The organism is Brevundimonas sp. NPDC055311, assembly GCF_053645695.1.
Genome location: NZ_JBSHMV010000003.1, coordinates 429,768 through 443,738, shown reverse-complemented (window position 1 = coordinate 443,738; position 13,971 = coordinate 429,768). Strand labels below are relative to the sequence as shown.

Below are 13,971 nucleotides of genomic sequence, written 5' to 3'. Positions count from 1 at the left end.
GGACAATCGCGCCGCCATCTGGCGCACGGGGAGAAACGACGCATGGATTCCGCAATGGCCACCATCGGCCTGCCCGTCGCGCTGGGCATCATCATGTTCGGCCTGGGCCTCGGACTGACGCCCGCAGACTTCGCCCGCGTGGCCCAGCGGCCCAAGGCGGCGGGCGTGGCCCTGGCCTGCCAGTTGCTGTTGCTTCCGGCCATTTGCTTCGGGCTGGTGCTGCTGTTCCGCCTGCCGCCCGTCCTGGCGGTCGGCATGATGCTGCTGGCCGCCTCCCCCGGCGGGACGACGGCCAATCTCTATAGCCACTTGTTCCGGGGTGATGTGGCGCTGAACATCAGCCTGACGGCGATCAACTCCGTCATCGCCGTCGTGACCTTGCCAGTCGTGGTCAATCTGGCGATCGCCTTCTTTCAGCCGGGCGACCTGCATGTCGGCCTGCAGTTCAGGAAGACGATCGAGGTCTTCATGATTGTGCTGGCTCCGGTGGCGCTGGGGATGCTGGTGCGCGGATGGCGGCCCGCCTTCGCGGCTGCCATGGACAAGCCGGTGCGCATCGCCTCCATTCTGATCCTCGTGCTGGTGATCCTCGGCGCCGCCGCCTCCAGCTTCCACGTCCTGATGAGCCAGATCGGCGGACTTGCCGGCGTGACCGTGGCCTTCTGCCTGCTCAGCCTGGGCGTCGGCTACGGCGTGCCGCGCCTGCTCAGGATCGAGCGCCCGCAGGCTGTCGCCAGCGCCTTTGAGGTCGGGCTGCACAACGCCACCCTGGCCATCGTCATCGCTCAGTCGGTGTTGAACAGTCCCGAGATGACCCTGCCCGGCGCCGTCTATGGCGTGCTGATGTTCCCGCTGGCGGCGGGCTTCGGCTTCCTGATCACGCGCAGAAAGCCCGGCCGGGCCTAGTCACGCAGGTCGCGGCGCAGCACCTTGCCCACATTGGTCTTGGGCAGGGGTTCGTCGCGGAAGACGATGATGCGCGGCACCTTGTAGGCGGTTAGCCGCTCACGGCAGTGGGCGACGATCATCGCCTCAGTCAGCTCGGACGAGCGCGGCACGATGACCACCTTGATCCGCTCGCCCTGCACCGGGTCGGGGACGCCGACAGCCGCTACCTCGTCCACCAGGGGGTGGGCCGCCACCACATCCTCGATCTCGTTCGGATAGACGTTGAAGCCGGAGACCAGGATCATGTCCTTGATCCGGTCGACCAGCCTCACCCGACCGTCCGCCTGCATGACGCCCACGTCGCCCGTCGCCAGCCAGCCGTCGGACGACAGGACCTTGGCCGTTTCCTCCGGTCGGTTCCAATAGCCGCGCATGACCTGGGGGCCGCGCACGCACAGTTCGCCCGGCTCGTCGATCCCGCACCAGCTTCCGTCATCGCGCCGCATCCGCACCTCGGTCGAGGGCACCGGCAGCCCGACTGTACCATCGAAGCCCATCGTCTCGGGCCGCTCGATATCCACATAGCCGATGCAGACCACCGGCGAGGTTTCGGTCAGGCCATAGCCTTCGATCAGCGGTGCGCCGGTCACGGTCTGCCAGGCCTCGGCCACCGACGCCTGGGTCGCCATGCCCCCGGCCACGGTCAGGCGCAGATCGGTGAAGTCGCGATCGCGGAAGGCCTCATTCTTCAGCAGGCCGGCGAACAGGGTGTTCAGCCCGGTGAAGGCCGCGAACCGCTCTTTTCTCAGCACCCACTCCACCCGCTTCGCGTCGCGCGGATTGGCGATCAGGATGTTGCGCCCCCCCACGCCCACGAACATCAGCAGGTTCGCCGTCAGGGAGAAGATATGGTAGAGCGGCAGCATGGTGACGTTGCCCACCACCTGATCCTGCGGGATCTGGGCCATGATCCAGGCGCGCCCCTGCAGCACATTGGCGATGATGTTCCGATGGGTCAGCATGGCCCCCTTGGCCACGCCGGAGGTGCCGCCTGTATACTGCAGGAAGGCGAGGTCTTCCGCCTTCGTCTCGACCGGCTTCAGCGACAGTCGCCGCGCCCGACGCATCACGGCGGGCCAGCGTTCAGCCTGCGGAATGCGCCACTTCGGCACCAGCTTTTCGACATGGCGCAGCAGGGCGGTGATCGCCGTCCCCTTCACCGGCCCCATCATGTCGCCCATGGCCGTGACGACGACATGGCGGACATCCGTGCCCTCGATCGCCTGTTCCAGGGCAGCGGCGAACATCTCCATCACGACAATGGCGACCGCGCCGCTGTCCTTGAGCTGGTGCTGCAGCTCGCGCGGCGTGTAGAGCGGATTGACGTTGACCACCACCGCCCCGGCGAACAGCACGCCGAACAGCGCCACCGGATACTGCAGGCAGTTCGGCATCATCAGCGCCACGCGATCGCCCGGCCGCACGCCTTGGGCCTGCAGCCAGGCGGCGAACGCCCGCGCTTCCGACAGCGCCCGACCATAGGTCACGCCCGAGCCCATACTGACGAATCCCACGCGTTCCGCATACTTGTGGGCGTCCGCCGCGAACAGGTCGCCAACCGAAGCCCATTGCACCAATTCGTCGTCGATCGTCGCCGGCACGTCGGAACGATAGGCGCGCGTCCAGAAGCGCTCGGCCCACAGGTGATCGGCCTCGGTCTTCGTCACATCCAGCGTCGCGCTCATTTCTCGATCACGGCGACGACGCCCTGCCCCCCGGCGGCGCAGATGGAGATCAGCCCGCGCCCCTTGCCCGCCCGGTTCAGCATGTGCGCCAGATTGCCCAGGATGCGCCCGCCCGTCGCCGCGAACGGATGCCCCGCCGCCAGGGACGAGCCGTGGATGTTCAGCCGCTCCCGGTCGATGGCGCCGGGCGCCCGATCCAGCCCCAGCCGGGTGCGCGCATAGTCGTCGCTTGCCCAGGCCTTGAGCGTACACAGCACCTGGGCGGCGAAGGCCTCGTGGATTTCGTAGAAGTCGAAGTCCTGAAGCGTCAGCCCCAGCTTGGCCAGCATTCGCGGCACGGCGTAGGCGGGCGCCATCAGCAGACCTTCCTCGCCGCTGACGAAGTCCACGGCCGCCGTCTCGCCCGCCCTCATCCAGGCCAGGATCGGCAGTCCCCGCGCCTTCGCCCATTCCTCGCTGGCCAACAGCACCGTCGAGGCGCCGTCCGTCAGCGGAGTGGAGTTGGCCGCTGTCAGCGTGCCGTTCTCGCGATCGAACACCGGCCTCATCGCCGCGACCTTGGCCGGATCGATATCGGGCCGCAGATTGTTGTCGCGCTTCAACCCGTTGAAGGGGGTGATCATCTTGTCGAACAGCCCCGTCTCATAGGCCGCCGCCATATTGCGATGGCTGCGGATCGCCAGGGCGTCCTGCTCCTCGCGCGGAATGGCCCAATGCTTGGCCATCAGTTCGCAATGCTCGCCCATCGACAGGCCCGTGCGCGGCTCGGCGTTGCGCGGCGGTTCAGGCCGGAAGGGCGCGGTCAGGCCCGCTCGCGACAGGGCCTTGAGCCGCCCCAGCGTCGACTTCTGGCGATTGGCCGCCAGCAGGGCGCGGCGGAAACCTTCATTCAGGGCGATCGGCGCATCCGAGGTGGTGTCCACCCCGCCGGCGATCCCGACCTCGATCTGGCCCAGGGCGATCTTGTTGGCGACCAGAATGGCCGCCTCCAGTCCCGTGCCGCAAGCCTGCTGGACGTCATAAGCCGGCGTATCCCGGCCCAGAGTGGTGCTCAGGACGCTTTCGCGCGTCAGGGCGATGTCGCGCGAGAGTTTCAGGACGGCTCCCGCCGCCACCTCCCCCAGTCGCAGCCCATGCAGGTCGAAGCGGTCGATCAGCCCCTGCAGGGCGGCTGTCAGCATGTCCTGGTTCGACGCCTCGGCGTAGGCCGTGTTCGACCGGGCGAAGGGAATGCGGTTGGCGCCGACGATGGCGACCCGACGCGGCGCGGACAGGGTAAGCATCAGACGATGATCTCCGATGGAGCGGGGACGCTCAGACGTCCTCGCAAGTGAACGCGTTCGCCCGCAGGATCGCGCACCTCGAAATCGCGATGCTTCGGAGCCATGAACAGCGCCGCCTCGCCGGGCAGAAACAGAGGCGCGCGGAAGGAGACCTCGATCTCGGCCGCCTCCCACCCGCCCGACGGCGTCAGGACGGCCAACGCCCGCGCCTTGGTCCACATCCCGTGGACGATCGCGCGCGGAAAGCCGAACAACCGCGCGCCCAGGGCCGAGGTGTGGATGGGGTTGGCGTCGCCCGACACCCGGCCATAGCGGCGCCCGAGGTCAGCAGAAAGCGACCAGACCTGGTCGCGCGTCATACCGGGCGCCTGCTCCATCTCAGGAGCCAGGCGGCCAAGCCCGCGATCGCCGCGTTTCAGATAGACGCTCTCGCTCTCCCACACAATCACGCCATCGCGGCGCGCGGCGGTGAGTATGCCGAAGGCCTGGCCTCGGTCATGCATCATCAGATCCCCGAAGCGCGTGCTAAGGCTCAGCGCCTCCCCCGGCGTCAGGCGCGCGTGCTGGCGGATGCGGTTGTGCAGATGAACCAGGCCCGCCAGGGGAAAGGGGAAATCCGGCCTCATCATCAGACGCAGATGCATCGGAAAGGCCAGGATATGCGGCCAGGTCAACGGCACGCCCTGTCCCGCCTGAAAACCGCACAACCGGCTGTAATCAGCGATCGCCTCGGCCTTCAACCGAACGGCGTCGGCCTCGAGCACCACGCTCGGAAGTTCCCGCGCCCTGGCTTCACCACGCAACAGCCCCCGCGCCGCGCCGCCCGCCAGTTGCAGCATTGTGATCGGCGTCGCCGCCTCAGCGCCTCGCATTCGTCACGCCCCCAGAAGGCTCTGGCCGCAAACGCGCACGACGGCCCCGTTCACCCCGCCGTTATCCAGCTCGGCCAGCCACAGGGCGGTCTCGGCCACGTCGATCGGCTGGCCGCCCTGCCCCAGACTGTTCATCCGCCGTCCAGCCTCGCGGATGGCGAAGGGGATGGCGGCCGTCATGCGCGTCTCGATGAAGCCCGGCGCGACCGCATTGACCGTGATCCCGTCGCCCGCCTCGGCCGCCAATCGCCGCACCGCCCCGATCCAGCCGGCCTTGGACAGGGCGTAGTTGGCCTGTCCCTTGTTGCCCGCGATGCCGCTGAGCGAGGACACCGCGACGATCCGTCCGTTCGACCGGATCAGCCCCGCCTCCAGCAGCGCGCGCGTCAGGGCCAGCGGCGCGCCCAGATTGACCGCCATGACGCTGTCCCACTCGGTGGCCGACATCCGGGCCATGGTCCGGTCGCGCGTGATCCCGGCGTTGTGGACCACCGCATCGTATCCGCCCGCCGCCCGCGCCGCGCTGACCAGCCGTCCCGCCGCATCAGCCGCAGTGATGTCGAGGCTCAGCGCTTCGGCGCCGATCTGGTCGGCCAGCACGCGCAGGTCCGTCTCCGCCCCCGGCGCATCGAGCGCCGTCACCGCATAGCCTTCGGCCGCGAACAGCCGCGCCATCGCTTCGCCGATGCCGCGCGATGCGCCGGTGATCAGGACGCGCCTCGGCTCGGTCGAGGCAGGCGCGGCCGTTCCGCTGATCGTCACCACCTGCCCCGAGACATAGGCCGAGCGCGGCGACAGGAAGAAGGCCAGGCTGGACGCCGCCGCCTCTTCCGCGCCCGCCGCGACCCGCAACAGTTGCGCCGTTCCGCCCTCGCGCGCCTCCTTGGCCAGAGAGCGGACGAAGCCTTCCAGTCCGCGCTGCAGCGCCTCGCCCTCGACGGTCGCCGTGTCTTCTGGCGGTCGGCCGATCACCAGCATGCGCCCATGAGGATCAAGCCGACGCACCGTCTCGTGGAAGTAGCGATAGAGGCCCGTCGCGCTCGCGACATCGGCGATGTCAGAGGCGTCGAAGATCAGCCCCCCGTAACGCGCGCCGTCCTGCGCCTTCGAATGGAGCTCGACGCCCCAACGCTCGGCCAGGCCATGCAACAGCGGCGAGAGGCGCGCGCTTCCGCCCAGCAGCAACGGCCCCGTCGGCGCCGCGCCCGCCTCGGCGCGACGACGCAACGGCGATGGGCGCGGCAAACCCAGCGTTCCAGTCAGCCAGCCGCCCACGCCGCTGTTGGCAAAGTCCAGATAACGGTCCGACATCAGGCCGCCTTGCTTCCCTTGCCCGCCGACGCCGCCTGGCGCCGCGCCAACCCCTCAGCCAGGCCGAAATCCTGCGGAAAGTCGTCCACCAGGATCGCCTGTATCGCGACCTCGGCGTAACGCGCGATCAGAGCCCTCTCCTCGGCGTCGACCAGGCCCTGAGCCTCGGCCTCGCTCGCCCAGGCGGTCAGTTGGGTCAGGTCCTGCGGCGCACGCGGCAGACGTCCGGCCTTGATCGCCGGTTTCAGCCGCGCCTCGACGGCTTCCACCTGAGGATACAGATCGAACGCGACCAGAACGGCGGCGATGGGATCCACGTCCAGGCTGGCGCTCCACGATCCGGCGACCAGCCGATCCCGCGCCGGACCGTGACGCTGGATCAGACCGGCGACCTGACCGGCGCAGGCGTCGCCGGGCGTCGGCGCCTTGAGCCCGAACGGCGTCCCCGTCAGTTTCAGGAAAAGGGCCGCGCCCCGGCTGGGGTGGTTGGCCAGCACGTCCCGCCACGCCGTGGCCGCGCGGTTCAGCGCATCCTGCGCCGCCCAATGCACGAAGGGCAGGTCTTCGGCCGGACGCCCCTCGTCCTCAAACCGCTTCAGCGTCGCTGACAGGATGAAGAGCTGGGACAGGATATCGCCCAGCCGCCCGGTCAGGGCGCCCTTGCGCTTCAAGGCGCCGCCCACCGTGGCCATGGAAATATCCGACGCCAGGGCCAACAGGGTCGAAAGCCGCGTCGCCAGCTTGTAGTAGCGCCGCAGTTCGGGCGCCGCGTCGCGTGGCGCCGAAATCAACGCGCCGCCGGTGAGGCCGAAGCCGACCGCCCGCGCCATATTGCCCAGGACGAAACCGACGTAGCCGAACAGGGCGCGATCGAAGGCTTTCAGCTCCTGCGCCTCGGCCGTGCGCATCATCGGCAGGACATAGGGATGGCAACGGATCGCGCCCTGGCCATAGATGATCAGGGTGCGCGTCATGATGTTGGCGCCCTCGACCGTGATGGCGACCGGAATCTGCTGATAGGCGCGGGCCAGGAAGTTGCCCGGGCCCATGCAGACGCCCTTGCCGCCGATCACGTCCATGCCGTCATTGACGATGATGCGGGCGCGTTCGGTCACATGGTATTTGGCGATGGCCGAGACGACCGAAGGCTTCTCGCCCTGATCCAGCGCCGCAGCCGCCAGCCGCCGCACAGAATCCGTGGCGTAGAGATGCCCCGCCATCCGGGCCAAAGCCTCCTGCACGCCCTCGAAGGCGCCGATCGGCTGGTTGAATTGACGCCGGATGGCGACATAGGCCCCGACCATGCCGACAGCCAGCTTGGACATCCCCACGTTGGAGGACGGCAGGGAGATGGCTCGACCGGCCGCCAGACACTCCATCAGCATCCGCCAGCCGTTTCCGACCTGCTCGCGCCCGCCGATGACCATCTCCATCGGCACGAAGACGTCGTCGCCCTCGATCGGCCCGTTCTGGAAGACGGCGTTGAGCGGCCAGTGCCGACGCCCGATCCGCACCCCCGGATGCTCGCGCGGGATCAGGACGCAGGTGATCCCCGGCTCGTCGCCTTCGCCCAGCAGCCCCTCCGGGTCAACCGCGCGGAAGGCCAGGCCGATCACCGTCGCGATGGGGGCCAGGGTGATGTAGCGTTTTCGCCAGGTGATGCGGAAACCCAGGGTCTCGCGTCCCTCCCACATGGCCTTGCAGACCACGCCCGTGTCGGTGATCGACGCGGCGTCGGAGCCTGCGAACGGGTTGGTCAGGGCGAAGCACGGAATCTCGTCACCGCGCGCCAAACGCGGCAGATAGTGGTTCTTCTGTTCTTCCGTGCCGTAGTGCAGCAGCAGTTCGGCCGGCCCCAGGGAGTTGGGCACCATCACGGACACCGCCGCCGCCGAGCAACGCGTCGACAGCTTCTGGATCACCTGGCTGTGCGCGTAGGCCGAGAAGCCAAGGCCCCCGTAGGCCTTGGGAATGATCATACCCAGAAAGCCCTTGTCCCGCGCATAGGCCCAGGCGTCAGGCGGCAGGTCCTGCCACACCGCCGTGCTGTCCCAGTCATTGGACAGGTCGCACAGCTTTTCCGTCTCGACGTCGAGGAAGGCCTGCTCCTCGTCCGTCAACCGCGGCGCGGGTGTCGCCAGCAGGCGTTTCCAGTCCGGCCGCCCGGAGAAGATTTCCGCGTCCCACCAGACGTTGCCGGACTCGATCGCCGCCTGCTCGGTGGCGCTCATACGCGGCATGATGCGACGGAAAGCGTCCATCGCCGGGCGTGACAGCATGGCGCGACGGACCGGCGCGACCGTCAGCATGACCAACAGGACGGCGAGAACAGCCCCCGCCGCAATCCAAACCCACATCAACGCTGTTCCTCCCCGGCGACGGGCGCAGTCGCACGGCCGCTCATCAGTTCATTCATGAAAGAAGGAACGCGGCCGCCCCCGTCCGCGCTCCCTCAGCCCTTGCCTCAGCCCTTGCCGCCGCGATAGGCGTTGCGGACTTCCGCCGGCACGCGCTCATAGATTTCGGGCCGTGGAATGCGCAGACGACGCCGGGCCTGATCCAGAGGCTCCGCCAGCAAGGCCTCGTAATCCTGTCCCGGAAGCCAGTCCGCCCGACGACCGTCGCGCCACGCCTGAAACACCGCTCTGGCACACGGATAGCCGGTGCGCGCGCGTGCGAACTGCACCGCAATCGCCGCCGCGATCAGGCCAAACCCTGAACTGCGCGTCTGCGGCAGAGAGAAGGCCACCACGCAGGCTTCGCCCAAGGCGTCGGTATGATAGCCGGTCAACACGTGCCAGATATCATGCACGTCGCGCAGGCGGCGCGCATACCAGGCGCGCGGATGCGCCGCCTCGATCTCGCTGTCCGCCACCTTGCGGCTTTCGTCAGCCAGTCCGTAGGCGGAGAAGTCCTGGGCGACGATGAAGTCCAGATAGGCCGCGCCGACGCTGCCTTCCGGCATGGTTTTCAGCCACTCCCGATCCTGCAACCGGTCCGCCAGCTCCAGGCGGCGATAGGCCTGAACCCCGCCTTCGGGACTGCTCATCAACTTGGCGTAACCCCAGTCGACGGAACGCCCCGCCAAGGCGTTCATGATCTCGAACACCTGTTCGGTGTCGTCCTTGTCCGCAACCAGCCTGCTCATGGCGCGCGCAGCCCGCACCGGCTGAACCCGACGGCTCAGCGTGCGCGAGGCTTCGCGAAATCCCGTTATGGCCCCACTATGATCCAGCGCGGTCGCGGCCATGGCTTGCAGTCTCCTTGGACGGCTCGTAAGACACATTACCTACATGGATGTCATTTACACCGATGTCAATTAAAATCGCCGACAAGCCGCGCCGCCGGCGCCGTTCGCCTGAAGAAGCCCGTCGCGAGGCCCTGGCCTCGGCGCGCGACCTCCTGCTCTCAGGGGGGCCCAACGCCGTCACCCTGGCCGCCGTGGCCGGCGAGATCGGCGTCACCCATGCGAACCTGATCCACCATTTCGGCTCGGCCGCAGGACTGCAGTCGGCGCTGATGGGATCGATGGTGGCCGATCTCAGCGACGCTCTGGACGCCGCAGTGGCCCGTCTGAGGACGGACGAAGGCGCGCCGCTGGAATTGATCAACGCCGTCTTTGACGCCTTCTCGACCGGCGGCGCCGGGCGACTGGCGGCCTGGATCGCCCTGTCCGGCGACCTGTCGCACCTCGAACCCGTGCGCGAGGCCGTTCAGAATCTGGTCGTCGCCATTCAGGAGAAACTCGGCCTGGGCGGGGATCAGACCGACGAGACTATCGGCTCGGCCGTCCTCTTCATTGCGCTCGGCGCCTTCGGGGACGCGCTGATCGGCGCCCCTCTGCGCGGGATGCTGGGCCAATCGGACGACGCCAGCCGCAGGGTCGTGGCCAGCCTGCTGCCGGCCTTCCTCGCCATGCACCCCCGCACCTGACCAGAGAAAAGAAAGCCCGACGCGAGGCATCGGGCTTTTGAAGTCATTTGGTGATGGTGGGTGTCCTCGAAGAAAGAAGACAGGCCCTTGATCAACCGGTTTGGTTAACGGGTCATTAACGCTGTTTTCAGTCCGGCAACCAGGTCGTCTGATAGGCGGAACCAGACAGCCCCCGCGTAATTCGCCAGCCCTCGCCCGCCCGTTCGGCGTGGGCGGCGGGCGCGCCTGGCCCAGGGTAGTGAAAGACCGTTCCATCGACCTCGATATCGCCTGCACGATCGCTGGCCGTCGCTACAGGCGCGACCCAGCGCCCGCGCGAATCCGCCACCGCCTGGGCTGACATCCCGCCGGCGCGCACGACGATCTTCTGGCCTGGATCTGCGCGACCGGAGGCGATCAGACCTCGACCGTCGCCATCCAGGGCGTCCAAGGCCGGCCCCGGCGTCAGGCGCAGGCTGGGGCCGCCATCCGTCAGCAGCGCGGCCGCCTGCCTTCCCTCCCCCACCACGAGCAGGCGCTGAGGCCCAGGCGTCGCCGTCTGGCCGATCTGAATCTCCGGGGTCAGAACCTGGCCTGTCGCTGCGGCGCCGACATGGAGCTCGAACCGGCCCTGGGCGTCCGCGCCCGCCGCCACGGCCGGTCCGTCCGTCCCGCTGAGAATGACGCGCGCGCGCGGCGCCGCCACGCCGCGCACCAGGACGCCGCCGTCTCCTTGAGTGGAAACGCTGAAGATGCGCGGCGTCGTCATCCAGTCGTCTTCCTGCGCTTCGGCCGGGTCCGCCTCCGCTTCAGGTTTGGGCGAACCGCAGGCCGACAGCGCCGTCGCCAGCACAAGGCTCAAACTCGCCAGCAGGCCGATCCTTCGTTCCATCCTGTCCCGCATCGCTATAAGGCTGTCAGTCCAGATAGACGGCTACGTCCGCCCGGCCCAGCCCCTTCGGCCCGGCCTGCCCGGTTTGTCCGTCTGTCCTTCCACCTGCCGCCAGAGGTCGTCAAAGGTCCCATGTCCCTGCCCTCCGTCAATATCGCCCCATTCGAGGGCCGGTCCGTCTGCCTGTTCTGCGGCTCGTCCGATGGAACTGATCCCCGCTACATCCAGGCGGCGGCGGCGTTCGGGAAGGCCGTAGCCGAGGCGGGTTGGCGCTTCGTCTATGGCGGCGGCGGCGTGGGTCTGATGGGCGCGTCCGCCCGGGCGGCCCATGAAGCGGGCGGCCGCGTGGTGGGCATCATGCCAGCCTTCCTGCGCAGCCGCGAACGGCTGTTCGACGACGTGGAGACGATCGTCGTCACCTCCATGCATGAGCGCAAGCAGCTCATGTATGACGAGTCCGACGTCTTCGTGGTCGCGCCCGGCGGCGTCGGCACGCTGGAAGAAGTCGTGGAATTGCTGTCTTGGAAGCGGCTGGACCTGCATGCCAAGCCCGTCATCTTCTTGAATCTGGACGGCTTCTGGGACGGCTTCTTCACCCTGATCGAACACACCGTCGAGAAGGGCATGACCCCGGCGGGCTTCCTGGAGGCCTATGTCAGCGTCGATTCTGTCGAGGCCGCGATCGAGGCCATGGAATCAGCTCAGGACACGCCGCACTTGCAACATGATCATCGGTAAGTAAACGTGCGTCAGTAACGCCGGTCCGTCGAGCAGGAAGCTGGATTGACAGTTTCATTAAAAAACGGACTATGGCGATGCTGGGCGTGCGCCCTACCCTTATCGGAGACTGTTCATGCGTGCTCTTCTCGCCGCCGTCGCCCTGTTCGCGGCCGCCCCCGCCTTCGCCCAGGCTCCGGCCACCAGCGCCACCCTGGCTGACGCCGCCAAGGCCCCGACCGGCCGCGTGATCGTCGACGGCGCCACCTGGCGCTGCGAAGGCGACGCCTGCACCGCCACCGGCGGCTCCAATCAGCCCGCGACGCGCGCCTGCCGTCGCACGGTCGCCAAGATCGGCCCGGTGACCAGCTTCTCCTACAAGGGCCAGGCTCTGAGCGCAGAAGAGGTCGCCGCCTGCAACGCGGGCTGATCCCGATCCACGGTCCACAACGAAAAAGGCCGCCTTCACGACGAAGGCGGCCTTTCTTGTATCCGGCGCCCCGACCGTCAGGCGGTTTCGCCCTTCAGCCGCTGAACCATGCGCTCGCGGCCGATCAGGGGGATCATGGCCGCCATGTCCGGCCCATGCGCCTGCCCCGTCAGGATCAGACGCAGCGGCATGAACAGACCCTTGCCCTTGGCGCCGGTCTTGTCCTTCACCGCCGAGGTCCAGGCTGACCAGGCCTCAGCGTCGATGGTTTCGGGCAGCAACTCCAGGGCGACGGCGGCGAAGGCGGCGTCCTCGATCACCGGCGTCACCGGCCCCGTGACGATCTTCGCCATTTCAACGACATCGCCGAACTTGCTGAGATTGCCCTTCACCGTGTTCCAGAAGGCTTCGCCCAGATCGACGCCCAGAACTTCCAGGCGCGGCCTGGCCCCGGCGTAGTCGATGGCGTGCACAGCCTGAGCATTCAGACGGTCCAGATCGGCCGTGTCGTAGCGAGCCGGCGAACGGCCCATCTTGGAGAAGGCGAAGGCGTCACCCAGTTCCTGCAGCGAGGCGGCGACCTCCAGATTGTCCGAAGTGCCGATCTTGCCCAGATGGCTGGTGATGGCGATCGGTTCATAGCCGTCGGCGCGCATGTCCATGATGGCCAGCGAGCCCAGGCGCTTGGACAGGGCCGTGCCGTCGGCGCCGACCAGCAGCGGCATATGGGCGAAGCCAGGAACCTTGGCCCCCAGCGCCTCAAAGATCTCAATCTGGGCGCCGGTGTTGGTGACGTGGTCCTCGCCTCGGATGATGTGGGTGATCTCCATGTCGATGTCGTCGACGACCGACGGCAGCGTATAGAGGAACAGGCCGTCCTCGCGGATCAGAACCGGGTCGGACATGGAGGCGGTGTCCACCTCGGCGTGACCGCGCGCCAGGTCTTCCCAGGCGACGCGCTTGCCTTCCAGCTTGAAGCGCCAGTGCGGACGGCGGCCCTCGGCCTCTAGAGCGGCCTTTTCGGCCTCGGTCAGCGACAGGGCGGCGCGGTCATAAATGGGCGGCAGGCCGCGCGACAGCTGCACCTTGCGGCGGCGGTCCAGTTCGTCGGCCGTTTCGTAGCAGGGGTAGAGGCGACCATCGGCCTTCAGCCGAGCGGCAGCCTCTTCATAGCGATCGAACCGCTTGGACTGATTGTAGCGTTCATCCCAGGTCAGGCCGAGCCATTTCAGGTCGATCTCGATGTTGTCTTCCGACTCCTGAGTCGAGCGGACCAGGTCGGTGTCGTCGATCCGCAGCACGAACGAACCGCCCTGCCCCTTGGCGAACAGCCAGTTCACCAGAGCCGTGCGGACATTGCCGACGTGCAGCTTACCCGTGGGAGACGGAGCGAAACGAACCTTGACGGACATGGGGGATCAACGACCTCGATAGGAAGGCGGCTTGGTCGCGCCGCCGCCCTCTCAAGTCAAGCCGAACCGCCCTTAATCGACGCGAGGGAAGCGTCAGTCGTCGCGGTGAACGCGCTCGCGGCGTTCGTGCCGTTCCTGAGCTTCCACCGACAGCGTCGCCGTCGGGCGGGCTTCAAGACGACCCAGGCCGATCGGCTCGCCGGTGTCTTCGCAGTAACCGTAGGAACCGTCCTCGATCCGGCGCAGGGCTTCGTCGATCTTGGAAATCAGCTTGCGCTGACGATCACGGGTCCGAAGCTCAAGCGCACGGTCGGACTCGGAAGAGGCCCGATCCACCAGGTCAGGGTGGTTCTCAGTCTCGGCCTTCAGATTGGTGACGGTGCCCTTCGACTCGCGAAGAATGTCGTCCTTCCAGCTCAGAAGCTTGCTCTTGAAATAGGCGACCTGCCGCTCGTTCATGAACGGTTCGTCGTCGGTCGGCCGATACACAGCCGAGTCCCCGGACATTA

At 67.6% G+C, this 13,971-nt stretch carries 13 protein-coding genes; 4 read left to right on the top strand and 9 right to left on the bottom strand.

Features of this window, described 5'->3' with window-relative positions; all coding sequences use genetic code 11:
- Window positions 1–42: 42 nt before the first annotated feature.
- Window positions 43–906 carry a bile acid:sodium symporter family protein gene (locus tag ACWIDZ_RS13355; protein ID WP_453989457.1) on the top strand — a complete coding sequence of 288 codons (864 nt, stop codon included), beginning with the start codon at window positions 43–45 and terminating at the stop codon, window positions 904–906.
- On the opposite strand, the gene ACWIDZ_RS13350 is transcribed toward ACWIDZ_RS13355, so the two are convergent.
- From ACWIDZ_RS13350 to ACWIDZ_RS13325, 6 genes are all read right to left on the bottom strand, one after another.
- A complete protein-coding gene (locus ACWIDZ_RS13350) occupies window positions 903–2,633 on the bottom strand; it encodes an AMP-binding protein (RefSeq protein ID WP_453989456.1) in 1,731 nt (576 codons plus the stop codon). The genes ACWIDZ_RS13355 and ACWIDZ_RS13350 overlap by 4 nt on opposite strands.
- Window positions 2,630–3,916, bottom strand: a complete 1,287-nt coding sequence (locus ACWIDZ_RS13345) for an acetyl-CoA C-acetyltransferase (protein ID WP_453989455.1) — start codon at window positions 3,914–3,916, stop codon at window positions 2,630–2,632. The genes ACWIDZ_RS13350 and ACWIDZ_RS13345 overlap by 4 nt, the downstream gene beginning before the upstream one ends.
- Window positions 3,916–4,788: a MaoC family dehydratase gene (locus tag ACWIDZ_RS13340; protein WP_453989454.1), complete on the bottom strand. Its 873-nt coding sequence runs from the start codon at window positions 4,786–4,788 to the stop codon at window positions 3,916–3,918. The genes ACWIDZ_RS13345 and ACWIDZ_RS13340 overlap by 1 nt, the downstream gene beginning before the upstream one ends.
- A gap of 3 nt (window positions 4,789–4,791) precedes the next feature.
- Window positions 4,792–6,099, bottom strand: coding sequence for a 3-oxoacyl-ACP reductase (locus tag ACWIDZ_RS13335; protein ID WP_453989453.1), 1,308 nt, complete (start codon window positions 6,097–6,099; stop codon window positions 4,792–4,794).
- Window positions 6,099–8,456 (bottom strand): acyl-CoA dehydrogenase, encoded by a 2,358-nt coding sequence (locus ACWIDZ_RS13330; RefSeq protein ID WP_453989452.1) that lies wholly within the window; start codon window positions 8,454–8,456, stop codon window positions 6,099–6,101. Before ACWIDZ_RS13330 ends, ACWIDZ_RS13335 begins: the two co-directional genes overlap by 1 nt.
- 107 nt (window positions 8,457–8,563) lie before the next feature.
- Window positions 8,564–9,349, bottom strand: a complete 786-nt coding sequence (locus ACWIDZ_RS13325) for a Coq4 family protein (protein WP_338575540.1) — start codon at window positions 9,347–9,349, stop codon at window positions 8,564–8,566.
- Window positions 9,350–9,411: 62 nt separating this feature from the next.
- Here ACWIDZ_RS13325 and ACWIDZ_RS13320 point away from each other — a divergent pair, with 62 nt between their 5' ends.
- The gene (locus ACWIDZ_RS13320; protein ID WP_453989451.1) at window positions 9,412–10,032 is read left to right on the top strand and encodes a TetR family transcriptional regulator; all 621 of its coding nucleotides are present in this window, start codon (window positions 9,412–9,414) and stop codon (window positions 10,030–10,032) included.
- A gap of 127 nt (window positions 10,033–10,159) precedes the next feature.
- Here the strand turns inward: ACWIDZ_RS13320 and ACWIDZ_RS13315 are convergent, their stop codons facing one another.
- Window positions 10,160–10,903 (bottom strand): hypothetical protein, encoded by a 744-nt coding sequence (locus ACWIDZ_RS13315; protein WP_453989450.1) that lies wholly within the window; start codon window positions 10,901–10,903, stop codon window positions 10,160–10,162.
- A 132-nt stretch (window positions 10,904–11,035) separates the two neighbouring features.
- On the opposite strand from ACWIDZ_RS13315, the gene ACWIDZ_RS13310 reads away from it, so the two are divergent.
- Both ACWIDZ_RS13310 and ACWIDZ_RS13305 read left to right on the top strand, forming a co-directional pair.
- The gene (locus ACWIDZ_RS13310) at window positions 11,036–11,641 is read left to right on the top strand and encodes an LOG family protein (protein ID WP_453989449.1); all 606 of its coding nucleotides are present in this window, start codon (window positions 11,036–11,038) and stop codon (window positions 11,639–11,641) included.
- A 115-nt stretch (window positions 11,642–11,756) separates the two neighbouring features.
- Complete coding sequence (locus tag ACWIDZ_RS13305) at window positions 11,757–12,050, top strand: CC_3452 family protein (protein ID WP_291782163.1); 294 nt, start codon at window positions 11,757–11,759, stop codon at window positions 12,048–12,050.
- 77 nt (window positions 12,051–12,127) lie between these two features.
- Here the strand turns inward: ACWIDZ_RS13305 and gltX are convergent, their stop codons facing one another.
- Window positions 12,128–13,462, bottom strand: a complete 1,335-nt coding sequence (gltX, locus tag ACWIDZ_RS13300) for a glutamate--tRNA ligase (RefSeq protein WP_453989448.1) — start codon at window positions 13,460–13,462, stop codon at window positions 12,128–12,130.
- A 93-nt stretch (window positions 13,463–13,555) separates the two neighbouring features.
- Entirely contained in the window at window positions 13,556–13,969 is a 414-nt protein-coding gene (dksA, locus tag ACWIDZ_RS13295; RefSeq protein ID WP_291782169.1) for an RNA polymerase-binding protein DksA, read from the bottom strand.
- Window positions 13,970–13,971: the final 2 nt, after the last annotated feature.